The organism is Bacillus methanolicus (assembly GCF_028888695.1).
Classification (GTDB): domain Bacteria; phylum Bacillota; class Bacilli; order Bacillales; family Cytobacillaceae; genus Bacillus_Z; species Bacillus_Z methanolicus_B.
In genome coordinates, this window is the sequence record NZ_PNFF01000001.1 from 2,094,220 (window position 1) to 2,119,495 (window position 25,276).

General features: G+C 40.1%; 18 protein-coding genes and 1 other annotated feature. Of the genes, 2 read left to right on the plus strand and 16 right to left on the minus strand.

Annotation, left to right across the window (positions count from 1 at the left end; translation table 11 throughout):
• Positions 1 to 35 precede the first annotated feature (35 nt).
• The 3 genes from C0966_RS10555 to C0966_RS10565 form a co-directional block, all read right to left on the minus strand.
• Positions 36 to 2,900 carry a VWA domain-containing protein gene (locus C0966_RS10555; RefSeq protein ID WP_274855406.1) on the minus strand — a complete coding sequence of 955 codons (2,865 nt, stop codon included), beginning with the start codon at positions 2,898 to 2,900 and terminating at the stop codon, positions 36 to 38.
• A gap of 209 nt (positions 2,901 to 3,109) precedes the next feature.
• Positions 3,110 to 4,417 (minus strand): bifunctional folylpolyglutamate synthase/dihydrofolate synthase, encoded by a 1,308-nt coding sequence (locus C0966_RS10560; RefSeq protein WP_274855408.1) that lies wholly within the window; start codon positions 4,415 to 4,417, stop codon positions 3,110 to 3,112.
• A gap of 85 nt (positions 4,418 to 4,502) precedes the next feature.
• Complete coding sequence (locus C0966_RS10565; protein ID WP_274855409.1) at positions 4,503 to 7,148, minus strand: valine--tRNA ligase; 2,646 nt, start codon at positions 7,146 to 7,148, stop codon at positions 4,503 to 4,505.
• A gap of 49 nt (positions 7,149 to 7,197) precedes the next feature.
• Positions 7,198 to 7,428: a binding site (T-box leader), on the minus strand.
• Between the two features lie 166 nt (positions 7,429 to 7,594).
• Here C0966_RS10565 and C0966_RS10570 point away from each other — a divergent pair.
• Entirely contained in the window at positions 7,595 to 7,786 is a 192-nt protein-coding gene (locus C0966_RS10570) for a hypothetical protein (protein ID WP_274855410.1), read from the plus strand.
• 20 nt (positions 7,787 to 7,806) lie between these two features.
• Here the strand turns inward: C0966_RS10570 and ysxE are convergent, their stop codons facing one another.
• From ysxE to hemA, 8 genes are all read right to left on the minus strand, one after another.
• Positions 7,807 to 8,841 carry a spore coat protein YsxE gene (gene ysxE / locus C0966_RS10575; protein ID WP_274855411.1) on the minus strand — a complete coding sequence of 345 codons (1,035 nt, stop codon included), beginning with the start codon at positions 8,839 to 8,841 and terminating at the stop codon, positions 7,807 to 7,809.
• 80 nt (positions 8,842 to 8,921) lie between these two features.
• Positions 8,922 to 10,208, minus strand: a complete 1,287-nt coding sequence (gene spoVID, locus C0966_RS10580) for a stage VI sporulation protein D (RefSeq protein WP_274855412.1) — start codon at positions 10,206 to 10,208, stop codon at positions 8,922 to 8,924.
• Between the two features lie 134 nt (positions 10,209 to 10,342).
• A complete protein-coding gene (hemL, locus tag C0966_RS10585) occupies positions 10,343 to 11,632 on the minus strand; it encodes a glutamate-1-semialdehyde 2,1-aminomutase (protein WP_274855413.1) in 1,290 nt (429 codons plus the stop codon).
• 22 nt (positions 11,633 to 11,654) lie between these two features.
• Positions 11,655 to 12,632 (minus strand): porphobilinogen synthase, encoded by a 978-nt coding sequence (gene hemB, locus C0966_RS10590; protein ID WP_274855414.1) that lies wholly within the window; start codon positions 12,630 to 12,632, stop codon positions 11,655 to 11,657.
• Positions 12,633 to 12,651: 19 nt separating this feature from the next.
• On the minus strand, positions 12,652 to 13,425 hold the full coding sequence (locus C0966_RS10595; RefSeq protein ID WP_274855415.1) for a uroporphyrinogen-III synthase: 774 nt from the start codon (positions 13,423 to 13,425) through the stop codon (positions 12,652 to 12,654).
• The gene (gene hemC / locus C0966_RS10600) at positions 13,422 to 14,357 is read right to left on the minus strand and encodes a hydroxymethylbilane synthase (protein WP_274855416.1); all 936 of its coding nucleotides are present in this window, start codon (positions 14,355 to 14,357) and stop codon (positions 13,422 to 13,424) included. The genes C0966_RS10595 and hemC overlap by 4 nt, the downstream gene beginning before the upstream one ends.
• A 20-nt stretch (positions 14,358 to 14,377) precedes the next feature.
• Positions 14,378 to 15,211 (minus strand): cytochrome c biogenesis protein, encoded by an 834-nt coding sequence (locus C0966_RS10605; RefSeq protein WP_274855417.1) that lies wholly within the window; start codon positions 15,209 to 15,211, stop codon positions 14,378 to 14,380.
• Positions 15,212 to 15,225: 14 nt separating this feature from the next.
• On the minus strand, positions 15,226 to 16,572 hold the full coding sequence (hemA, locus tag C0966_RS10610; protein ID WP_274855418.1) for a glutamyl-tRNA reductase: 1,347 nt from the start codon (positions 16,570 to 16,572) through the stop codon (positions 15,226 to 15,228).
• A gap of 259 nt (positions 16,573 to 16,831) precedes the next feature.
• Between hemA and C0966_RS10615 the strand changes: the two genes are divergently transcribed.
• Complete coding sequence (locus C0966_RS10615) at positions 16,832 to 17,317, plus strand: LiaI-LiaF-like domain-containing protein (protein WP_274855419.1); 486 nt, start codon at positions 16,832 to 16,834, stop codon at positions 17,315 to 17,317.
• Positions 17,318 to 17,372: 55 nt separating this feature from the next.
• Here the strand turns inward: C0966_RS10615 and yihA are convergent, their stop codons facing one another.
• The 5 genes from yihA to tig all read right to left on the minus strand — a co-directional run bounded on the left by yihA (position 17,373) and on the right by tig (position 25,146).
• A complete protein-coding gene (gene yihA / locus C0966_RS10620; protein ID WP_274855420.1) occupies positions 17,373 to 17,954 on the minus strand; it encodes a ribosome biogenesis GTP-binding protein YihA/YsxC in 582 nt (193 codons plus the stop codon).
• A complete protein-coding gene (gene lon / locus C0966_RS10625) occupies positions 17,951 to 20,278 on the minus strand; it encodes an endopeptidase La (RefSeq protein ID WP_274855421.1) in 2,328 nt (775 codons plus the stop codon). The genes yihA and lon overlap by 4 nt, the downstream gene beginning before the upstream one ends.
• A 142-nt stretch (positions 20,279 to 20,420) precedes the next feature.
• On the minus strand, positions 20,421 to 22,091 hold the full coding sequence (gene lonB / locus C0966_RS10630; protein WP_274855422.1) for an ATP-dependent protease LonB: 1,671 nt from the start codon (positions 22,089 to 22,091) through the stop codon (positions 20,421 to 20,423).
• 162 nt (positions 22,092 to 22,253) lie between these two features.
• Positions 22,254 to 23,519, minus strand: a complete 1,266-nt coding sequence (clpX, locus tag C0966_RS10635; RefSeq protein ID WP_274855423.1) for an ATP-dependent protease ATP-binding subunit ClpX — start codon at positions 23,517 to 23,519, stop codon at positions 22,254 to 22,256.
• A 322-nt stretch (positions 23,520 to 23,841) separates the two neighbouring features.
• Entirely contained in the window at positions 23,842 to 25,146 is a 1,305-nt protein-coding gene (tig, locus tag C0966_RS10640) for a trigger factor (RefSeq protein ID WP_274855424.1), read from the minus strand.
• Between the last annotated feature and the right edge of the window lie 130 nt (positions 25,147 to 25,276).

The window sequence follows — 25,276 nt, forward strand, 5'->3', positions numbered from 1 at the left end:
AAACAGCTGCCCTTTTTGGAGGCAGCTGTTTTTATTTACCATCGTCCGGCGTCTGGTGACCCGTCATCTTCATCATCGGTAGAAGCTGTTATTACTTCAAACAGCGCAGATGCATGCGGCTGATTGCCATTGCGTTGCTCCTCAGCAGTTACTGTTACTGTTGAATAGCCGACTTCCTTTCCGATTAAATACCATATACCATTTTCATTGACAACTTGAACTTTATGATCCATTTCTGAAACAACATGATCAATTTTCTTTTGTGTCGCATTGTCAGGATTGAAAATGAGCAAATCTGTCAACGGGATTTTTTCGCCAAGGCCTAATTTAAAGACCGATTTCTTAAATTTAAGTTCTTCCAGTGGTATATATGGATCTTTAACTATAATCGGAACAGTCTTTACAATATTTGATCCGTCTTTTGTTCGTACAACCAGCACAGTCTCGCCTTCTGTCTTTCCTAAAATCCGGTTTGTGTCAGTGAAATCGGCAACTGTTCGGTCTCTAATTTCAAAGTCTAAAGTCTTATTCGTCGCTTCTTCAGGTTGAATCTTCACCGTAAAGGATGCAGTACTTCCAACATCAATTTCAATAGGGTCCGGTTCAATCGTAATCGATTCAATTCGATTTTCAATCGTAATAACTTTTTCAACTATCAAATCTTTGATTGCAAAACCGCCTTCTGCTTTCACTTTAATTTTGTTCACACCCGGTTTTGTTATAGTTATGGTGTCATCAGGAGAAAATTCAACCCATGTACCTTTTTCGTCTCCATTTTCAATTAAATGGGAATACTTGACACCTTTTCCTGCAACTAAATTGCTTAGTTTTATATCAATCGGTTCATTTGCAGAATCGCCATTTTTGTACAGCCGGCCGGTTTTGTTTCCTCTTAACTCATAGTCAGGCTTTAAATAAGCAAATGCAATATCGTTATCATAATAAGTGATTTTGATCGTTGTGTTAGCCGATCCATCCTGAAAAACCATCTCTTTGATTGCCTTGTTTTTCAGTCCATAATTATTAGGATATTCGGTTTGTGCAAGTTTTTTGCCATTTTCATCTAAATTTAACTTCGTGATAATACCTGATGAATCTCCGTCATAAGCATTGTTTGGAAACTCTCTCAATCGTACCTTCGAGTTGATGACCTGATTAGAAGCAGGTATTGTTGTTTCCTGATGTCCGAATCGGCTGTCCTTGTATTGAACAGTTGCCAGCGGCATCTTCACATTGCTTAATGCCCAATCTGCTTTAAGCGTGATCGCTGCTGTTAACTTATTAGGATTAAACACACCGTTCGTATAGTTTATGCTTGAAGGAACCATGATTACTGCAGCAGGTGTGCCTGAAACATTTTCAATACTTACTCCAGCAGTTGAAACGGCTGAAATCCCTTCAGGAAGAGGCTGAATGATTTTTATGTTTGTAATTGAGCCAGACACACGGTTGTCCACAAGACCGTATGGTTCCAAGTCATACTGAACTGTAAATTCGTTCGTGCGCTCTGTAGAATTTGAAATCTTAATTAAATTATCCGGGGTATTTTCGACACCCTTTAAAGTCATCGTACCTTTAAAACTCGGCGGTGCATCATCTTTTACTTCTATCGTAACCGGAGAATAGGTTACACTGACTTTTTTACCGGATAAATCATTATACGTCATTTCAATATTATTGAAAGTATATGTCCCTGTCTCTGAAAAACTTAACGGAAGCGTTAAATCAATCGGCTGGGGCGGATTCTGATTAATTGGATAACTAAAGTTAAAGTTAAAGATGGCAATATTATTTTCATCAACCCTTGCATCTGATCCTTCCATTACCTTAACTTTTCCGTTAAATCGGCTTAAATCCACTTTTATTTCGCCGCTGATTGATGGCGTATCGATATCTTTTGAAATTTCTTCAAAAATTGGAGCAATATTTTCTTGTGAAGCTTGTCTTGCCGTTACCCCGGTTATAGCAGACAGTTTTCGCAAGTAATCCATATCTACCTCAGAATCGTTGCCAAAACCTATTGAATACAGTTTAATATTTTTTTCCGCCAGCTTTTCAGACATCGATATTCCATGCTGCCTAATCGCTGCTATTGTATCTTTAACATTTATGTTCTTAAAGTGCTGCTCGCCATTCAAGTAATAGTAAACCTTACTATACATTTTGGATCCTTGTCCATAAAGTTCATAATGAACAACAATATCCTCTGTAACGGTTTTGTAGTCATATACCGGTTCATCCCAGCAGACAAAGAAGAAACATTTTTTTTCAGTACCAACTTGCACCCGTTTTTTGTAAGTTATTTTCTCTTTAACGTTAGAAAAAGTAGGTTCTCCGTCAGTCATAAAAATGATATATTTGTTGTTATTTCCGCCTTCAAGCATTTCTAGCGCTTTTTCAAATGATTGAGTATAGTTCGTTCCACCGGACGCTGATAAGCTGTTGGCAGTTCGATAAATTAAATCTAAACTTTCTTTTCCATTATTTGGTGAAAAATAAACAATTTTATCGGTTTCCACATCCGAGCTAAATGGGATAAACGCAAAACGGTCGTTTGGTCCGGCATTCTCTTTGAAAAAATTAGTTGCTTCTGTCATTGCATCTTTAGCACTTTGAAATTTTTTCGGATTTTTTCCTAATTCATTCATAGAACCTGATTTGTCAAAAATAAAAACGACATCAATCGGTTCCCTGTCGGCGCTTGTCGCTTTGCCTTTCGGTGCAAGATGAAAATTCAGACTTCCTTCTGCGTTTCCTGTTTTTGGTTTTACAATAACATTTTGGGAAGGGTTAACATTCAATTCAACAGATGGCGTTTCTTGTTGGGCAGAGCCCCTTAGTGAAAAAGAAAAAACAATCAATAATGTAAAAGTTAAAAACGTAAAGCAAAATCTTTTCAAACTGCCCCCTCCTCTCCACGCATACCACTCTCTTTTTAACCGAACTTTTTTACTACTATTATACCAAATTACCTATCTGTGCCAATCTGCAAAAAATAAATATTTTGTAAACGATTAATAGCCCTATGTTAGAAAACAAAGGGCTTATCAAAAGTCACGTTTCAATTAACATTTTAGCAAATTTTCAATTTTTTCCACTGGATGCCAAGTCAATTTCTCAATAGATCAACAAGTTCAGACCTTACCTCGGAAAGAAAATAAAGAGATCCGGTAATTACGAGAACTTCTTGTTCTTTTAATTGCTCAATTTCTGTTTGCAAAAAAGCTTTCCAATCTTGAACAGCATGTTTATTTACCGACTTGCTCAACTTAAGCAGTTCTTGAGAGGATGCTGCTCTTGGGAAATCAAAATCAGTAAACGTGATTTTTTCAGCAATTCTGTCCAACTTTGCAATCATGTTATCCAGTTTTTTGTCTTTTAAAGCTGCGAATAAAATCTTTATTTTTTTCTCTTTAAAACGGTTTTTAATTTCATTTATAAGAGCTGTAATTCCTTCTTCATTATGGGCTCCATCGATGACAACAAATGGGTTTTCGGAAAGAATCTCAAATCTCCCCGGCCAGCGGGCTGATAATAAGCCTTTTCTTACATGTTTTTCTTCAATTTGAAAAGAATAATATTGTACAAGCAGTTCTGAAGCCATTACCGCTAAAGCAGCATTTTCGATCTGATGCTGACCAATCATTTCAATTTGCATTTCTGGGAAACTTTTAAACAACGTTGAAACTGTAAATCTTTCCCCTTTAGGCAATGAGGAGCAGTCTTTGATCAGGATGTCGTTCCCCAGTTGAAAAAGAGAAGCTTTTTTAGAATCCGCTTGTTCTTTAATTACATTTAAAGCTTCCGCTTGCTTGGCAGCGGTTGCGACCGGCACACCGTTTTTTATAATGCCTGCTTTCTCAAAAGCAATTTCGCGCAGGGAATGCCCCAATATGTTCGTGTGATCCATCCCGATATTTGTGATGATTGAAAGAAGCGGATAGATAATATTCGTTGAATCAAATCTCCCGCCAAGGCCTACTTCAAAGATGACGATATCGACCGGATTTACTTTTGAAAAATAATAGATTGACATCGCAGTGACCACTTCAAATTCCGTCGGCCCGCCGAGTTCGGTCTTTTCAAGCTCTTCTGCCAGCGGAAAAATAACATTGGCAAGCTCGATAATTTCCTGATCAGTAACTGGTTTTCCATTTACGCTGATGCGTTCATTGAATTGTTCAAAATACGGCGATGTAAATGTACCGACACTATATCCGGCATTCTGTAATATAGAACGAAGAAATGTTACCGTTGACCCTTTTCCGTTTGTTCCGCCAATATGGACGGTTCTTATTTCTCTTTCAGGATGATTTAGTTTTTCCATCATCCACTCCATTCGTTTTAATCCCGGTTTCATGCCGAGCCGAAGACGTGAATGAATCCAGTTAAGAGCTTCGCTATATGTATGAAACATATTACCATCTCCTTTTGTTTAGGAACAAAGCGGAAGACGAATCCAAAAACCGGATTCGCCTTCTCATTTAATAAGTGTTTTATATTTATTCGCCTTTCAGTTCACGAATACGGGCTTCGACAGCCTCTCTCTTTTCTTTATAATCTTTTTCTTTTGCACGCTCTTCTTCAATTACTTTTTCAGGCGCTTTTTTCAAAAAACCTTCATTGCTTAATTTTTTCTGTACCCGTTCGACTTCTTTATTCAGTTTCTCAAGTTCTTTTTCAAGACGGGCAATTTCTTCTTCAATATTAATGAGTCCTTCAAGCGGAAGAATAATCTCCACTCCGGTTACAATCGCTGTCATAGCTTTATCCGGAATTGCGATTTCGGTTGCTACTGTTAATTCTTCCGGATTACAGAACCGCTCAATATAAGCACGGTTTTTTTCGAGAACTGCCTGAACATCGTTGTCTTTTGCTTTAAGGAGCATTTTAATTTTCTTGCTCATCGGTGTATTCACTTCAGCACGAATGTTACGAACCGACCGAATGATGTCTACAAGAAGCTTCATCTCTTCCGCAGCTTGTACATCATTCAATTCAGGCCTTACTTCAGGCCATTTTGCAATTGTGATCGACTCTCCTTCATGCGGAAGGTTTTGCCAAATTTCCTCCGTGATAAACGGCATAAACGGATGGAGCAAACGCATTATATGATCAAGTACGTAAGCTAAAATGGAACGGGTTGTTTTTTTCGCCGCCTCATCTTCCCCATATAATGGGAGCTTCGCCATTTCGATATACCAATCGCAGAAATCATCCCAAATGAAGTTGTAAAGAACGCGGCCCACTTCACCGAATTCGTAGCGGTCAGCCAGGCGGGTAACCGTTTCAATTGTTTCATTTAACCTTGTTAAAATCCATTTATCAGCAACAGACTTTTCACCGCTTAGATCGATTTCATCAAATGTTAAACCATCCATGTTCATTAATGCGAATCTTGATGCGTTCCAAATTTTATTTGCAAAGTTCCACGCAGCTTCAACTTTTTCAATGCTGAAGCGCAAATCTTGACCGGGTGAACTTCCTGTAGCCAAGAAGTAGCGAAGCGAGTCAGCACCGTATTGATCGATCACTTCCATCGGATCAACCCCGTTGCCAAGGGATTTACTCATTTTGCGCCCTTGTGCATCGCGAACAAGTCCATGGATTAATACATCTTTAAATGGGCGCGTTCCTGTAAACTCGACTCCTTGGAAAATCATACGGGATACCCAGAAGAAAATAATATCATAACCGGTTACAAGACAATCAGTCGGATAGTATCGCTTGTAATCTTTTGAATCAGTATCCGGCCAGCCCATTGTCGAGAACGGCCATAACGCAGAACTGAACCATGTATCTAAAACATCTTTGTCTTGTTCCCAGTTTTCAATATCGGCAGGCGGTTCATGATCCACATAAATTTCCCCTGTTTCTTTATGGTACCAGGCAGGAATGTGGTGGCCCCACCAAAGCTGACGCGAAATGCACCAGTCACGAATGTTTTCCATCCAATGAAGATATGTCTTTTCAAAGCGTTCCGGAACAAAGTTTACTTTGTCTTCCCCTTTTTGAAGTGCAATCGCTGCATCAGCGAGCGGCTGCATTTTTACGAACCATTGTGTTGAAAGATAAGGTTCTACGACCGCACCGCTTCGTTCAGAATGTCCGACAGAATGAATGTGTTCTTCAATTTTGAAGAGAACTCCCTGTTCCTGCAAATCTTTCACAATTTGTTTTCGGCATTCAAACCGGTCCATGCCTTGATACTTGCCGGCCTTTTCATTCATCGTACCGTCTTCATTCATGACCAGGATACGTTCAAGGTTATGGCGGTTTCCGATCTCAAAATCGTTCGGGTCGTGGGCTGGGGTGATTTTTACAGCCCCGGAGCCAAATTCCATATCAACATATTCATCGCCGATAATTGGAATTTCCCGGCCGACAATTGGCAAAATGACCGTCTTCCCGATCAAATGCTTGTAGCGCTCATCTTCCGGATGAACAGCAACAGCAGTATCACCAAGCATCGTTTCCGGACGGGTCGTTGCGATTTCAATATAGCCTGAACCGTCAGCAAGAGGATACTTCATATGATAAAAGGCACCTTGAACATCTTTATAGATAACTTCGATATCGGAAAGTGCAGTTTTCGTCGACGGATCCCAGTTGATGATATATTCCCCGCGGTAAATCAAGCCCTTCCGGTAAAGACTGACGAACACTTCACGAACAGCTTTTGACAAGCCTTCATCAAGTGTAAAACGCTCGCGGCTGTAATCAAGGCCGAGTCCAAGCTTTGCCCATTGCTGGCGAATATGTTCAGCATACTCTTCTTTCCATTTCCACGTTTCCTCAACAAATTTTTCCCGGCCTAAATCGTAGCGGCTTTTGCCTTCATTGCGCAGTTTTTCTTCAACTTTTGCCTGAGTGGCAATCCCGGCATGATCCATTCCCGGCAGCCAGAGAACGTCATAGCCTTGCATCCGTTTCATCCGTGTAAGAATATCCTGTAAAGTCGTATCCCACGCATGGCCAAGGTGCAGTTTACCTGTCACATTTGGAGGTGGGATTACAATCGTATAAGGCTGTTTCTTCTCATCATCTTTCGCTTCAAAAAATTTTCCTTTCAGCCACCATTCATAACGACCCTGCTCGATCGCTTTAGGGTCATACTTGGTAGGCATCGTCACTTCCTTTGTACTCATTTCTAAAGTTCCTCCAATCCATCCAAAAAATAAAAAACTCCATTCGCCATAAAAGGACGAATAGAGTGAATTTCGCGGTACCACCTTTTTTCCAACCAAAATATTGATTGGCTCTCATTCAGATAACGGTTTTCCCGTCTTCCACTACTAAGAAAAAAATCCGTTCGCAGAAGATGCTCAAGGGCGACCTTCCGAAGCACCCGCTTAGGAAACCTCTCAGCTGTTGGCTTCCCTCTCTTAAAGCTGTTTTCTTCGTACTCTTCCCTGTCTTTGCAATATCTATTCAATTTCTATTAGTTATACTACGGAAAAAGGCAATTCTCGTCAATAAGAATAACCTAATTTTTTATATAATATACATTTTACAATAAGATTTTTCGAAAGACACGTTCGGCAGGGCGAAAACATAGAATGAAGATAAACGAACATAAAGGGGTTGAGCTTAATTGAGGAGAAGATACAACCCGTATACACTACCTCCATGGTTGAAAACACTCAGAAACGTCTGCAACCAGTTTATCATCCCATTTTGCGTATTCCAAGGAATTCGAACGATTTTACTCCCGACAACATTTGATGTTCTGCTGTTAACGATCTTTGTTTTACTGGCACTTGCTCTCCATTTTGACATCATATAGAAAAGCCCTGGAAGAAGTATCTATTCCTGGGCTTTCTCTTGGGCTTCTTTTTTTCTTTGTTCTATTTCTTCAATCCTCATAACGACATACTCCGTATTTTTTAATTGCCAATAATTACACTGGAACTGCTGGACAAACTTCCGTTCATTTTTTCTTGCTTGTTTTTTGAAATAATTTTCTGCGGTGCGGATGATTTTGCCGGGATGAGCAAGATATGCAAGGAATAAAAGCATCTCGTCCTCTTTAAAAGGAAAGTATTTAAAATAAGTGTAAACCAAGTCAACGTTATCTTCACCCTGTTTTGGCAAGCTATTTAATGATCTTGAAAGGAACGGGAGCAAATCATGAAAGGGAGAGCCGAACTTCGATCTTTCAAAATTAGTAAAATATCCGTATCCCCTTTCATCGAAAAGAAAATGTTCAGCTGAAACTTTCCCGTGAACCAAAACAGAGCGGGCTTTTTCTTGGTCTTTTGTTTTTTCATACCAATCTTCCAGCTTTCGTTTCGAAAACAAAAGCGCCTGGCTTATTTCATGGAAGTAAAGGCAAAACTGCAATTCAAACGGGGACATGTACCACTTTTTTTCGCTTGTCTCCATAAACCCTTCAATAAACTCTTTCTCTTTATCCCACTCTAGCAATGTATTTTCATAATGTTCTTTTCGTTCTTCTTTATTAATGTTTATTTCTCGAGCTGATAAAATATGGAGCCGTGCTAATTCCCGGACAAGCTGTTTATTCCTTTCAGATTGGTTATCCCTTTCTTCGTTAGGCATCCACGGCATTAAATAATAAAGATGATTTTGATGCAGGACCGCATACCGCCCATCAGCAGAAGGATAGATTGGAACAATCCGGTTATAGCCTTTTTGATATAAAAATTGCACATGGCGGATAAAATCGGTGCCGTTTGAAGGAGGTATCTTTTTAAGAGCGAAAACGCCCTTATTTGAATAGATCTTTTGGACTCTGCCAAAATCCTCTACAAAATAAGGTTCAACTTGATATGCTCGTAAAATTGGTGCAACTTCTTTTAATCGACTTTGATCAATCATTACTTTCAACCTCCAAAAGGTGAAGACAAAAAGAAAAAAGCCTGAGCAGGTTGATTGAACCTGCCCATCTTTTTTAATTATTATTTTTGCTTTACTGCCACTGGTATATATAGGACTTGCCCCTCATATACATCCTGATTAGCTTCCAAATGGTTTACCCGAAGCAATTGGGCAATCGTAATGTCGTACCGTTCGGCTAGCTGGTCGAGTGTTTCACCCTGCTGAACAATGCAGACTTTCAATTTAGCATGCCTTTCCTCTTCTTTTCTCGCGAGAAACTCTGTGATTGAAAGAGACTTCTTTTTCGAAAGTTTCTTTTTTTTCTTCTCTGCTTGCTCCGGTGAAGATTCGCTCTCATCCGCTTCCTCTAAAACAGGTTCTTGTTCCTGCTTAACTTCTAATTCTGCTGTTTCTGTTTCTTCAGCAATTTCTTCCTCTTGATTGTTTTCGAAAAGTTCTACTGCTTTTGGTGCAGGAGCTTCGTTTCTTTGTGAAGAAAAAGAAATCTCAGGGGTAAAAACTCCAAATTCTACAGGCACTTCTTCTGGCGCTTTTTCGGCACTTTCGCTTTCCGGTGTCAATTCAAATATTGAATCTGAAGAGGCTTCCTGTTCCTGAATAGGCTGCTGATCCAGTTCTGCTTCAGGCTGTTTTCTTGCCTCTGCTTCAAACGGTTCATATACATTTTCTTCTTTTTCCTCTTCTTCCGAATCTAAATAAGGAGAAAATCGGGAAAGGAGCTGTAATTCTTCTTCACGTTCTTCAAATACATCTTCAGCTTCATTTAATTTAAATTCTTTTCCTTTATCGTCTTCTTCATATAATTCAGTTACTTTTTCTGCTTCATCATCTTCTTCCGCAACCGGAGTGTAATCATCGCGGACAGAATCGTCTTGCATGAATTCAAGTTCTTCATCCGAAACAGGCACTTTTTGCTGTTCGCCGTACAAGCCGGATATTTTTAAATCAGCAGTTAATTTCATGCAACTTCTTTCCGGAAAAAGATAATCAAACGATTCCACAACTACGTCGATATCATAAACGCTTTGAATGCGGTTATTTGGAATGGAGATATCTACCGGAAACCGATGCAAAAATTCACAAATTCCTTCTTCACGTTCTTCAACGGAATGGATAAACCGGGCGGCTGAAACAGTTTCTTCTTCTACAGTTTCTTCTGTCTGATATCGTTTATATTCTCCCGACAATTCCAGAGTGCCCTGAATTGTCACATACTGTTCATTCTCCTGAATCGTTATATTTGGGTCAAGAGAAATCGATACTAGCTCTTCGACTTCCTGTCCTTTTTGAAACCAAACCGATTCTTCCAAAGAAAATCGCAAACTCGATAGATTCCCTTGAGACAAAGCGACTCCTCCTTTCATATCCTCCTACGTATAAACTCAATGTCATTTACACTTTATGAATCGCCAAACTGTTTTATGATAAAAAAGAAAAGCACACTCATGATCATTCGTGAGTGTGCTTTTAAAAACAGAACTTATCCCCTTATTTTGGAAAATGCTTTTTCAGCAGCGTGAATAGTCTTTTCAATATCTTCATCGGTATGGGCTGTTGATAAAAACAGACCTTCAAATTGGGATGGAGGCAAGAAGACGCCTTCGTTTGCCATTTCTTTATAAAATGCTGCAAAATAATCTAAATTTGATGTTTTTGCTTTTTCATAATTGATTACTTCTTCATTTGTAAAGAAGAAACCAATCATTGATCCGGCTCGATTAATCGTATGCGGAATTTCATATTTCTCTGCAGCTCTTCTAAATCCTTCTTCAAGCTTGTCAGCTTTCCGTTCAAATTCTTTATAAGAATCAGGAGTCAGCTGGCTTAGTGTTTCATAACCTGCCGTCATTGCCAGCGGATTTCCGGAAAGAGTGCCAGCCTGATAAATAGGGCCGCTAGGAGCGATTCGTTCCATAATTTCCGCTTTTCCTCCATATGCACCTACAGGAAGTCCTCCGCCGATAACTTTTCCCAAACATGTGATGTCAGGTGTAATGCCGAAATACCCTTGTGCACAGTTATATCCTACGCGGAAGCCTGTCATTACTTCATCAAAAATTAACAATGCTCCGTATTCGGTTGTAATTTCCCGCAAACCTTCTAAAAATCCCGGAAGCGGCGGAACGACGCCCATATTGCCGGCAACAGGTTCCACAATGACTCCGGCAATATCTTCACCGAATTGTTCGAAGGCGTATTTTACGCCTTCAAGATCATTATAAGGAACAGTAATCGTATTTTTGGCTACCCCTTCAGGTACCCCCGGGCTGTCAGGAAGACCTAGCGTCGCCACACCTGAACCTGCTTTAATTAATAGGGAGTCGCCATGCCCATGATAGCAGCCTTCAAATTTTAAAATCTTATTTCTTCCGGTAAACCCTCGTGCCAGGCGAAGAGCACTCATCGTTGCTTCTGTTCCGGAAGAAACCATCCTGATGATTTCGATAGACGGAACCCGTTCTTTCACAAGTTTTGCCAGCTCGTTTTCAATTAGTGTCGGTGCACCAAAGCTTGTTCCAAGCTCCGCGACTTTCTTAATGGCTTCTACGACACGGTCATTTGAATGCCCTAGAATAAGCGGGCCCCATGAAAGAACGTAATCAATATATTCATTTCCATCAATATCATAAATTTTTGAGCCCTTCCCTTTTGCCATAAAAATCGGATCCATTTTTACCGATTTAAAAGCGCGTACAGGACTGTTCACTCCGCCCGGCATTAAGGTTTGAGCTTCTTTAAAAGCGGAAATCGATTTTTCGTAAGAGCGCATAAACCCTTCCCCTCTTTTCGTCTTATTGTTCTCTCAGCCAGCGGGCTGCATCTTTGGCATGGTATGTAATAATCAAGTCCGCACCCGCACGTTTCATTCCCGTTAACATTTCCATTACTACATTTTTCTCATCAATCCAGCCATTTTGGGCAGCTGCTTTCACCATTGAATATTCACCACTAACGTTATAAATCACAACAGGCAGTTTAAAGTTGTTTTTGACGTCACGTACAATGTCCAAGTATGGCATACCCGGCTTTACAATCAGAAAATCTGCGCCTTCTAGTGTATCGGATTCAGCTTCCCGAAGCGCTTCAAGCCTGTTGGCAGGATCCATCTGGTAAGTTTTTCGGTCGCCGAATTGCGGTGTGCTGTCAGCAGCATCACGGAACGGCCCATAAAAAGATGAAGCATATTTTACCGCGTATGACATAATCGGAACATTTTCAAAACCGGCTTCATCCAGGCCATGACGGATCGCAGAAACAAAACCGTCCATCATGTTTGAAGGAGCAATAATATCAGCACCGGCCTTAGCCTGGCTTACGGCTGTTTTCGCAAGCAGATCAAGAGAAGGATCGTTTAATACTTTTTCTCCTTCAATTACGCCGCAGTGGCCATGGCTTGTATATTCACACAGGCAAGTGTCTGCGATTACAATAATATCCGGAAAATGCTTTTTAATATAACGGATTGCTTCTTGAACAATCCCGTGATCATGATACGCTTCTTTTCCGAACTCATCTTTTTCCGCCGGAATGCCAAAAAGCAAAACCGATTTAATTCCAAGGCTCACTACTTCAGTCATTTCTTCGTGAAGGTGATCGAGGGACATTTGAAAAACTCCGGGCATAGATGAGACTTCATTTTTTATATCGTTTCCTTCCACAATAAATAGCGGGTAGATTAAATCTTCCAATCGCAAAAAGTTTTCTCGGACAAGCGCGCGCATATTAGCTGTTTGTCTCAGACGGCGATGCCGGGTAAATTGAAGATTCATAATAGCACTTAACCTCCAGTTAATTGTTAATTTCAATATACTTCACAATACCTTTCACCATTTCCTCGATTGTAAAAATTTTCGGAACAACATCTACTTTAAGTCCGAGAGAGGAAGCTTTTTCTGCCGTTACAGGGCCAATACAGGCGACAATACAATCTTTTATTTTTTCAAAACTATTGTTCTCTTGAACAATTTTCATAAAATGACTAACTGTCGATGAACTCGTAAATGTCAGTATATCCAGTTTCCCGTCCTGTATGATATCTACCAGTTGCGTACGGCTCGTTTCAGGAAAATATGTTTCATAGATGACAACTTCTTCGACATATGCTCCTCTTTCCTGCAGGGAAGAAGCAATATAATCCCTTGCTAAGCTCCCTTTAGGAAGCAAAATCCTTAACCCTTTCATTACATATGGCAAAAACTCATTAACGAATCTCTCGGCTACATATTCAGAGGGCCGAAAGTCCGCTTTATAGCCTTTCTCATTCAGAGTTTGTTCCGTTTTTTCCCCGATTACAGCAATCTTTGAAACAATCTTTCCGTCACCTAAGAATGAAAAGAAAATATCAACAGTAACACTGCTCGTAAAGATAATCCAATCATAGGTATCCAAATTTCTTAATATCTCTCGGATTGCTTCTGTTTCAGAAACAGGACGAAAGGCAATAAGAGGTATTTCTACCGGAATTCCTCCATAGTCTCTTACAAGCTCTGCAAAGGATTTTGAGTGATTTTTCCCTCTTGGAATTAAAACGCTTTTACCTCGTAAAGGAAGAGATTGACTCATACGCTTTCCTGCTCCCGCTTCACTTTTTCTATTAAAGCTTTGGCCCCTTTTTCAATCAGCTTATCAGCCACACATTTCCCTAATTCTTCCGCATTATAGCCGGCAATCTGTTCCTTATAAATTTCTTTGCCGTCTGGAGAAGCAACGAGCCCGGTCAAAACGATTTCATCGTTGTCATTGATAAAAGCATAACCCGCAATTGGAACTTGACAGCCTCCTTCCATTTTTTGCAGAAATGCTCTTTCTGCGCGGACCGCTCTTGATGTTTTATCAGAAGTTAATTTTTCAAATAATTGCAGAAGCTCACTGTCATCACTGCGGCACTCGATTGCCAAAGCCCCCTGGCCAACAGCAGGAAGGCAAAAATCCGTGTCTAAAAACTCAGTTACAACATCAGAAGCCCAACCCATTCTCGACAAGCCTGCAGCAGCTAAAATGATCGCATCGTATTCTTCTGTTTCCAGTTTCGCCAATCGCGTATCAATGTTTCCTCGTATCCATTTTATTTCCAGATCAGGACGCTTTGCCAGTATCTGAGCCCCCCGGCGCAGACTGCTTGTTCCAATTCTCGCGCCAGGTTTTAGTTCTTTTAAAGGGATATGATTTTTCGAAATCAGAGCATCCCTATGATCCTCTCGTTCAGGAATACAACCAATCATAAGGCCTTCAGGAAGAACTGCAGGCATGTCTTTCATACTGTGAACTGCCATATCAATTTCCTTATTCAGCATTGCTTGTTCAATTTCTTTTACAAACAAGCCTTTTCCCCCAACTTTTGAAAGGGTAACATCTAAAATCTTGTCCCCTTTTGTCACGATTTCTTTGACTTCGAAATCAAAAGATGGGTCAAGCTTTTTTAATTGCTCGATAACCCAGTTTGTTTGTGTAAGTGCCAGTTTGCTTCGCCTTGAGCCAACTATTATTTTTCTCACGACTTAACTGCCTCCTAAAATTACGTATACCAAAAATGGAATGTTGACAATTTTCCGAAAAGGAAAAAGTTAATCAAAACAATCAAAAATGAAGCAATGTTCCAGAGGGCAAGAGATTTACCGAACAATCCTTTCGCTACCCGCAAATAAAGATAAATACTGTAAACTGTCAGGACAACAAACGACCCGATCACTTTTGTATCATACCAATGCATGTCAGGAACTTTTATGTATGCCCACTGCATTCCTAAAATCAGACTCAATATCAGCATTGGTACCCCGATGACATTTAATACATATGACATATATTCGAGCTTTGATAAATCGGCGATCCGAACGAGTCTTTTCCCCCACTTTTTCCTTTTGAGCAAATCATATTGAATCAAGTAAAGAATCGAAAACACAAATGAGATGGAGAATGCCCCGTACGATAAAATAGCCATTGTTATATGGATAAAGAGAAGTTCTGAAACGAGTTTCTGTGCCATCACTTCGGATTCAATCTGTACTGGTGCAAAGGTATGAATGGCTATAATGATAAACCCTAGTATATTCGTAAAAAAGACAATAAAATCAACGCGCAATAACCGGTTGATGCCAAGCGACAAGGTAATTAAAACCCACGCATAAAAATAAAGCCCCTCAAATATAGTCAGAACGGGGAATCTTCCAGTCTCCAACATATATAAAAACAAAAAAAGCGTTTGCAAAACCCATACAAATGCAAGTAACCAGAAGGCTACTTTGTTCGCCTTCCGGTTATTGTGAAGAAAATCAATAAAGTATAAGAGGACGCTAAAGGCATACAGAATAACGGTCAGTTCATGCAACCTTGTCATATAAATATCAAACATTGACAGAACCCCTTTTATGATTGAAAGGAAGCCCGTTGTGAACGAACCATAACCCGATTAGATTCAGCTGCTTTCATCTCTTGCTGCTCGGCAACAAGCTCTTCAATATTAAAGATCTTAACGAAAAGATCCAGTGCATGGCCTGCATCCGGCTGTCCCGCAAGCTCCTTAACTTGCAAAATCGGATCTTTCAGCAGCTGATTGATGATGCTTTTCGTATGCTTATTCAGCACTTTCTTTTCACGTTCAGTTAAGTTTGGCAACTTTCTTTCAATGCTTTTCATCGTTTCAGCCTGAATGCCGAGCGCTTTTTCGCGGAGCGCCGAAATAACGGGAACCACTCCCAGCATATCAAGCCACTTCTTGAATTCAACAATTTCGCCCTCAATCATAATCAAAATGTTAGCGGCCGCTTTTTTTCGTTCCTGCATATTTGCTTCAACAATTCCTTCAAGATCATCGATATCATACAGGAATACACTTTCCAGTTCGGCAATTGCCGGGTCCAAATCACGCGGAACAGCGATATCAACCATAAACAGCGGCTTTCCTTTTCTCATCTTTTCAACATTTTCCATCATTTCTTTTGTCACAACAAAATCATTTGATCCGGTTGAACTGATAAGTATATCCGCATCAACAAGTGCGCATTGAAGTTCCTGCAGTGTCCGGGCCTGTCCGTTGAATCGATTCGCCAGATCTTCCGCTTTCTCATAGGTGCGGTTGATCACCGTTACCTTGCTTGCTCCATTCCCATACAAGTTTTGAATGGCAAGTTCACCCATTTTTCCGGCGCCCAAAACTAGTACGTGTTTGTTTTCAAGAGAACCAAAAATCTTTTTCGCAAGCTCAACTGCTGCGTAACTTACAGAAACAGCATTTGCACCGATTTCTGTTTCGGAATGGGCACGCTTGGCAAGTGTAACCGCTCGCTTAAATAATTCGTTAAATACCGTACCAACAGTGTTTTTTTCTTGTGCCAGCAAGAAACTGGATCGAACCTGTCCCAATATTTGCGTCTCGCCCAATACCATTGAATCCAGTCCGCAAGCTACTTTAAACAAATGCTCAATTGCACCGTCATGCTCATATATAAACAAATATGGAGAAAATTCATCTTGATTAATTCCAAACCATTCAGACAAAAATTCCTTAATATAATAGCGGCCAGTATGGAGCTGATCCACAACCGCATATATTTCCGTACGGTTACACGTAGAGAGAATGACGTTTTCCAATATGCTCTTTTTCTCTTTAAGTGTTTTCATCGCATCCCCAAGGTTCGCCGGATTAAACGTCAAACGCTCACGGATTTCGACAGGGGCTGTTTTATAAGTTAGTCCGACAGCTAGAATATGCATTTTTAAGTTGACACCCCCAAAAATCAATAAGTCGCTTATATTATTATAACACTTCCATATTTGCTTTTTAGAACGAATTGTGAACAGAATTCGAAAAGTTGTCATCATATTTATGGAATGAATCTAACAACGAAAAGCTGGACAAAGGTAATATTTTTAAATAAGATTTTTTTAGCAATTATCGACATGATCTCCCTTTTGTACAGTACCAAATATAACTTGCAAATTCAAGTGATCGTTATTGGAAGTGGTGAAAAGAGTGAAAAATCAACGTATTTTCCCTGGTATCATCTTAATTGGCTTCGGGGCTTATTTTTACCTTCAGCAAGCCAATATTACGGTATTTCAAGAGTTTTACACATGGCCAACATTACTGATGATTGTCGGTCTGGGCTTTCTGGGACAAGGCTATTGGGCAAAAGATTATGAAGCGATCTTGCCAGGTGTTATTTTGCTCGGATTCGGACTGCATTTTCATGTTGTAAACCGCCTGGCCATATGGCCCGATCATATTGGCGCCTTTATCATGATTATTTCTTTAGGCTTTTTTCTGCGCTATCAAAAAGTTGGTACAGGATTATTTCAAGGCGTGCTATTCTTGATTCTTGCAGCATTACTCCTGTTTTACGACAAGATTACCGGCTGGTTCGGCCATCTTGAAAACAACGTTTCCATGGCGTGGAAATTTTGGCCGGCTGCCCTTGTGTTGATCGGATTTTATTTAATCATTTTTAAAAAAAATTAGAGACAGGTCTATTTTTTCCTGTCTCTTCCTTTCATAAACAATCATTTGGTTTAAATTACATATAACTTTCAATAATGGACCATGCCCTTTCTTTTCCTTCACCCGTCTCAGATGAAAAAATAACGGAATGGTCATTTGGATCCAAATTTAATGTTTCTTTTGTTATTTTTAAATGCTTTTGCCACTTCCCCTTCGGAATTTTATCCGCCTTCGTGGCAATGACGATACAAGGGATTTCATAATGCTTTAGAAAGTCATACATCATCACATCATCCGCAGTCGGCGGATGCCGCAAATCCACAATTAAAACAACAGCCTTAAGCTGTTCTCTTGAAGTAAAATACGTTTCAATCATTTTCCCCCATGCTGCACGCTCGCTTTTTGAAACTTTTGCATAACCGTAACCGGGAACATCGACAAAATGGAACGCTTCATTAATTAAGTAAAAATTCAATGTTTGGGTTTTCCCTGGTTTCGATGAAGTTCTGGCCAAGTTTTTCCTGTTTAGCATTTTATTGATAAACGAAGATTTCCCTACATTCGATCTGCCGGCTAATGCAAATTCAGGTAAAGCCTCACCGGGATACTGGTCAGGCTTTACCGCACTAACAACCATTTCTGCACTGCTTATTTTCATTGAACCTCACCGCCGCCAAGGGCGTGTTTGAGTACTTCATCTACATGAGAGACTAAAACAAAATCGAGATCGTCTCTTACACTTTCAGGAATATCATCAATATCTTTTTCATTTTCCTTCGGAAGAATGATTTTCGTTAATCCGGCACGATGGGCGCTTAATGTCTTTTCCTTAACGCCGCCTATTGGAAGAACCCGTCCTCTGAGTGTAATTTCTCCTGTCATTCCGACTTCTTTTTTAATTGGCTTTCCGGATAAAGCGGAGACAAGAGCCGTTGCGATTGTGATGCCGGCAGAAGGCCCGTCTTTCGGAACCGCACCTTCCGGAACATGGATATGAATATCATACTTTTCATGGAAATTTTCATCAATCCCAAGCTCTTTTGCTTTTGAACGGACATAGCTGAAAGCGGCCTGTGCTGATTCTTTCATGACATCACCGAGTTTTCCGGTTAAGACAAGCTTCCCTTTTCCTGGTGACAATGAGACTTCTATATGCAGCGTATCTCCGCCAACCGTTGTGTAAGCAAGGCCGGTGGCAACGCCAATCTGGTCTTCCATCTCGGCCTGTCCATAACGAAATTTCGGCTTTCCTAAAAACTCTTCAACATTCTTCTCGGAAACAACAACACGTTTCTTCTCTCCTGAAACGATAATTTTAGCTGTCTTACGGCAAATGGCGGCAATCTGGCGTTCCAATCCGCGCACTCCGGCTTCCCGGGTATAATGGCGGATAACATTTTGAATCGCATCTTCGCGGACTTGAAGCTGCGATTTCGTTAGCCCGTGTTCTTTTATTTGCTTAGGCAATAGATGGTCTTTTGCAATATGGATCTTTTCAAGCTCTGTATATCCGGCAATTGTAATAATTTCCATTCTGTCTCTGAGCGGTCCCGGGATCGTCGATAAATCATTTGCCGTTGCAATGAACATTACTTTTGAAAGATCATACGGCTCTTCAATATAGTGGTCGCTAAAATTATGATTTTGCTCCGGATCAAGCACTTCAAGCAAGGCAGCAGACGGGTCGCCGCGAAAATCACTCGACATTTTATCGATTTCATCAAGAAGAAACACCGGATTTATTGTTCCGGCTTTTCTCATCCCTTGGATGATTCGGCCGGGCATTGCTCCTACATAGGTGCGTCGATGCCCTCTTATTTCCGACTCATCGCGGACACCGCCGAGAGAAATTCGAACGAATTTACGATTTAATGAAGTTGCGATCGAACGGGCCAAACTTGTTTTCCCGACTCCGGGAGGCCCGGCAAGGCAAAGAATAGGGCCCTTTAGTGAACGGATCAATTGTTGTACGGCTAAATATTCTAAAACCCGCTCCTTCACTTTTTCAAGGCCATAGTGGTCTTTGTTCAATATTCTCTCAGCTTTATGAATATCAAGGTCATCGTCTGTTTTCTTTGTCCAAGGCAATGAAATAAGCCACTCAATATAGTTTCGGATCACTGCGCTCTCGGCTGAACTTGAAGGTACTTTTTCGTATCGGTCGAGTTCTTTTAAAGCGGTTGCTTTGACATGTTCAGGCATGCCTGCTTGCTCAATTTTTTCAGTAAGCTCGGCAATTTCTCCGGTTTTTCCTTCTTTTTCTCCCAATTCTTTTTGAATGGCTTTCATTTGTTCGCGCAAATAGTACTCTTTTTGCGTCCTTTCCATTGAACGTTTTACGCGCTGTCCGATCTTCTTCTCTAAATTCAATACTTCTTTCTCATTATGAAGAATTTCAATAATGCGGTTCATTCTTTCTTTAATGTCAACTATCTCAAGAATTTCCTGCTTTTCTTTTAGCTTTAGCGGAAGGTGTGAGGAAATGATATCCGCCATTCTTCCCGGCTCCTCAATGTCAGCAACAGATGAATACGTTTCAGCAGAAATTTTTTTGGACATTTTTATGTACTGCTCAAAGTAGTCAAGCATTGTTCTCATTAAGGCCTGATCTTCCGCATCTTTTGTTTCTCTGTCTTCATATGTTCTTAATGAAACCAGATAGTAATCGACTTCATCAAAGAAAGAAATGACTTCGGCACGCTTTAAGCCTTCCACTAAAACTCGAATCGTACCATTAGGGAGTTTCAGCATTTGCTTTACTTTTGTTAATGTTCCCATATGAAACACGTCTTCTTCTGTTGGATCATCTATTGATATGTCTTTTTGTGTTGTTAAAAATATTAGATGGTCATCGACCATTGCTTTTTCAAGGGCCTGAACTGATTTTTCACGTCCGACATCTAAATGAAGGACCATTGTCGGATAAACAAGCACTCCCCGAAGCGGCAGGAGGGGGACGATGATTTCTTCTTTATATGCCAATATCATTGCACCTCCAATGGAATCTTATATATATGTAATTACAGGATAATTCTTTGTACAATTCTAACTTATTTACTAGAGAATGAGCAAACAAAAACTTCGGTTTGTCAAAAATGTCTGGCAAACCGAAGTCTCGGTTGAACTATATGCTTTCTTTCTTAGCTAATTCAATCGAAGCAGGAATGGCCTGATCCCCCCGGGGCATCCCGTTCACAAATACAAGATCAAACACCTCATTTATATGAGTAACCGGAACAATTTCTATATCTTTGATTTCATTTAAAATGGATTGCATATTTTCTTCCGGAATAATCACCATTTTGGCGCCTGCTTTTTTCGCTGCGACAACTTTCGGATACACTCCGCCAACCGGCTTTACATTGCCATGAATGCTGATTTCTCCAGTCATAGCAATCGTGTTTTTAACCGGAATTTTATAAATCGCAGAATAAATAGCAGTAGCCATGGCGATGCCTGCAGACGGGCCGTCGATCGGAATTCCGCCCGGGAAATTCACATGAATATCAAATTCATCAGCCGGTACTCTCATGGAACGGAGAACAGTAATCACGTTTTCAATTGACCCTTTTGCCATGCTTTTTCGTCGGATCGATTTCCCGCGGTCGCCGATGCTTTCCTCTTCAACAATTCCGGTAATATTGATAGATCCTTTTTCTTTGGCGGGTATGACCGTCACCTCAATTTCAATGAGCGCCCCAGTGTTCGGGCCGTAAACGGCAAGTCCGTTTACAAGGCCAATATCAGATTTAGGGTGTATTTTTCTTTCAATTCTTGGACTTAACTGGCTCGAATTGATAACCCATTCTATATCTTCATCTTTAATGTAATTTCGGTCTTCATTAATGGCCAATCCGGCAGCCGTTTGCACCATGTTTACTGCTTCACGCCCGTTCCTTGCATATGTTGAGAGAATATCGAGCCCTTTTTCCGTTATTGACAAGCGGACTTTTTCAGTTGCTTTTTTTGCAACGGTTGTAATTTCTTCCTGGTTAAGCTCCCTGAAAAAAACTTCCATACATCTTGAACGGATTGCCGGCGGAATCTCGCTTGGAGTTCTCGTTGTAGCGCCGACAAGGCGAAAATCAGCCGGTAGACCGTTTTTGAAAATATCATGGATATGAGTAGGAATTTGTGTATTTTCTTCATTATAATAGGCACTTTCAAGAAAAACTTTTCGATCCTCCAAAACTTTTAAGAGCTTATTCATTTGAATAGGATGAAGTTCTCCTATTTCATCAATAAACAAAACTCCTCCATGCGCATTTGTCACCGCACCTTGCTTCGGCTGCGGAATGCCGGCCTGCCCCATCGCTCCTGCACCTTGATAAATCGGATCGTGAACGGATCCGATTAGCGGGTCAGCGATCCCTCTTTCATCAAATCGGGCTGTCGTTGCGTCTAATTCGATAAATACTGATGAACGCTGAAAAGGAGATTTCGGGTTTTTCTTAGCTTCTTCCAGCACAAGCCTTGCTGCAGCAGTTTTTCCCACTCCAGGCGGTCCGTATATAATGACATGCTGAGGATTCGGTCCGCAAAGAGCCGCCTTTAATGATTTAATTCCATCTTCTTGTCCGACTATATCTTCAAAACGGGATGGGCGTACTATTTCCGATAATGGTTTAGTCAATGAGATTGATCTCATCTTTTTCAGCTGCTCCATTTCCTTTTTTGACTCTCGGTCTATGGAAACTTTTTGTGTTCGCTGGCTTCTCAACAAATTCCAAAAATAAAGTCCGATGATGATTCCGAAAAAAAGTTGAATAAATAAGGCAATCCCCGTCCAACTCATCGCGTACCCTCCTGCATAAAATAAAGTTCTATCTGATATATGGTAGTATCTCCGGCACTGAGTTGGAATAATCAAGAATTTGGAGAAAAAACCTTATCATATAAAAAGACCAAACCCTGCACTAGGATTTGGTCCATTTAACAAATGCTCATCTACCCCCGCTTAAGCTGAAGTTTTTCTTATTTCGTCAATCACTGTTCCATCATTCAGAATCAGCTTCGGTGCGCTGTTGTTAGCAACAGTTTCTTTTGTAATGATGCATTTTGTAATATCATCCCTTGAAGGAAGTTCAAACATTACATCAAGCATAATACCTTCAATAATCGAACGAAGTCCGCGAGCTCCTGTCTTGCGCTCGATTGCTTTTTTCGCGATTTCTTGAAGTGCGCCGTCTTCAAATTCCAATTCCACACCATCAAGTTCAAGCATTTTTTGATATTGTTTTACCAATGCATTTTTTGGTTTCGTTAAAATTTCTACTAAAGCATCTTCATCTAACTGCTCAAGGCTTGCAATAACAGGTAAACGCCCTACAAATTCTGGTATTAATCCGAACTTCAATAAGTCTTCCGGAAGAACTTTTGAAAGAAGTTCTTTTTCATCTACTTCAGGAAGTTTTGAATCGCCGCCGAATCCGATGACTTTTTGTCCTAAACGCCTTTTAATAATTGGTTCAATGCCATCGAATGCTCCTCCGCAAATGAACAGGATGTTTGTTGTATCAATCTGAATGAACTCTTGATGTGGATGCTTGCGCCCTCCTTGAGGCGGCACGCTTGCAACCGTACCTTCAAGAATTTTCAATAATGCCTGCTGTACACCTTCTCCGGAAACATCCCTTGTAATTGAAGGATTCTCAGATTTACGGGCAATCTTATCAATTTCATCAATGTAAATAATTCCTTTTTCAGCTTTTTCAACATCATAGTCTGCCGCCTGGATCAGTTTCAGCAAAATGTTTTCAACGTCTTCGCCGACATACCCTGCTTCTGTCAGTGAAGTCGCATCAGCGATGGCAAAAGGTACATTTAAGATTCGGGCCAATGTTTGGGCAAGCAATGTTTTACCGCTTCCTGTCGGTCCGATCATGCAAATATTGCTTTTTGAAAGCTCGACATCATCAATCTTGCTGTTGGAATTAATCCGTTTATAATGGTTGTAAACAGCAACAGAAAGTGATTTTTTTGCTTGATCCTGCCCGATGACATATTCATCAAGAATTTCACGAATTTCTTTTGGTTTCGGCACATCTTTGAACTCTACTTCTTCCTCAGTACCTAGCTCTTCCTCCACAATTTCAGTGCATAATTCAATACACTCATCACATATATATACACCCGGACCGGCAACTAATTTTCGGACCTGATCTTGTGTTTTACCACAGAAAGAACACTTTAGCTGTCCTTTTTCATCATTAAATTTAAACATTTAATTCACCCCTTCGAGAACTTCTATATACACATGTGGATCACAAGCGAACTATTTTTATTATTCAGCCTTCTATAAGAAAAAATCTAGCAGTTATGTATTGCATTGTATCACATTTTTTAGGTAGACAGGTACTAATTACTCTTAAATAAGTTTAGTTGCAAAACTTTGGCATGGCATTCACTGATAAAAAAATATGTACTAATTCATCTTATCCAGAAACACGCTGCTTAAATCCTATATTTTACAACTTTATAATATATGTATATGTATAAAACAAGGCACGATTGCATCGCGCCTTGCTTTTTGTAGTTATTTTCTATTATTTTTCTACGGGTTTGCTTTCAACTGTTTTGCTGTTTTCTACAAGGAAATCGATCGCTTTTCGATTTTGAAGATCTCCTTTTATACCATCAAGGCTTCCTATAGCTTTTTTAATGTCATCTACTGACATGTTATACATATCTGCCATTTTTTGCAGTTCTTCGTTTACTTCTTCATCTGTTACTTCAATATTTTCTGCTTTTGCAATGGCTTCAAGAGTAAGGGCAACACGAACGCGCTTTTCAGCTTCTTCTTTCATTTGTTCGCGAAGAGCATTTTCATCCTGACCTGAGAATTGGAAGTATAAGTCAAGGGTCATGCCTTGCATTTGCAGACGCTGTTCAAATTCATTCAACATGCGATCCACTTCATTCTCAACCATTACTTCAGGAAGATCAATTTCTGCATTTTCTGCTGCCTTTTCAACAACTGTATCACGAACGTGGTGCTCAGCCTCATGCTGTTTATCATGTTCTAAGCGTTCTTTGATTTTTGCTTTCAACTCTTCAAAAGTTTCAGCTTCATCATCCACGTCTTTTGCAAATTCATCATCAAGCTCAGGAAGGACCTTTGTTTTCACTTCATGAACTTTCACTTTAAATACTGCAGGTTTACCTGCTAATTCTGCCGCATGATATTCTTCAGGGAATGTTACCTGAATTTCTTTTTCTTCCCCTGCAGCTGTACCTACTAATTGCTCTTCAAAGCCAGGAATGAATGAACCTGAGCCAAGTTCAAGAGAATAGTTTTCTCCTTTTCCGCCTTCAAACGCTTCCCCATCAACAAATCCTTCAAAGTCGATCACAACTGTGTCGCCATTTTCAGCAGTTCCTTCTTCTTTCACTACAATCTCAGCATGGCGCTCTTGAAGAGCTTTTATTTCATTATTTACATCTTCGTCTGTTACACTTGTATCAAATGCTTCTACTTCAATTCCTTTGTATTCACCAAGTTTCACTTCCGGCTTTACTGTAACAGTTGCTTTGAAAATTAAGCTTTTGCCCTTTTCAATTTGTTCAACATCAATTTCAGGGCGGCCAACAGGCTCAATACCAGTTTCTTCGACCGCATTTACAAATGCATCAGGCAATAGATAATCAATTGCATCCTGATAAAGAGATTCAACGCCAAAGCGCTTTTCAAAAAGGGAGCGAGGCATTTTTCCTTTACGGAAACCAGGAACGCTGACCTGTTTTACTACCTTTTTAAATGCGAAGTCTAAACCTTCGTTGAATTTTTCTGCATCTACTTCGAATGTAAGAACCCCGCGGCTCCCTTCTAATTTTTCCCAATTCGCAGACATACCGTTTTTTCCCTCCAACAAATCTATTATCATTTTCAATGATCGAAAATCGTCTGAATATGTCTTGTCTTGCAAGTCATAATCCATTGTTTTCATATAAAATTATTCTGTTTGCATATTACAACCATTA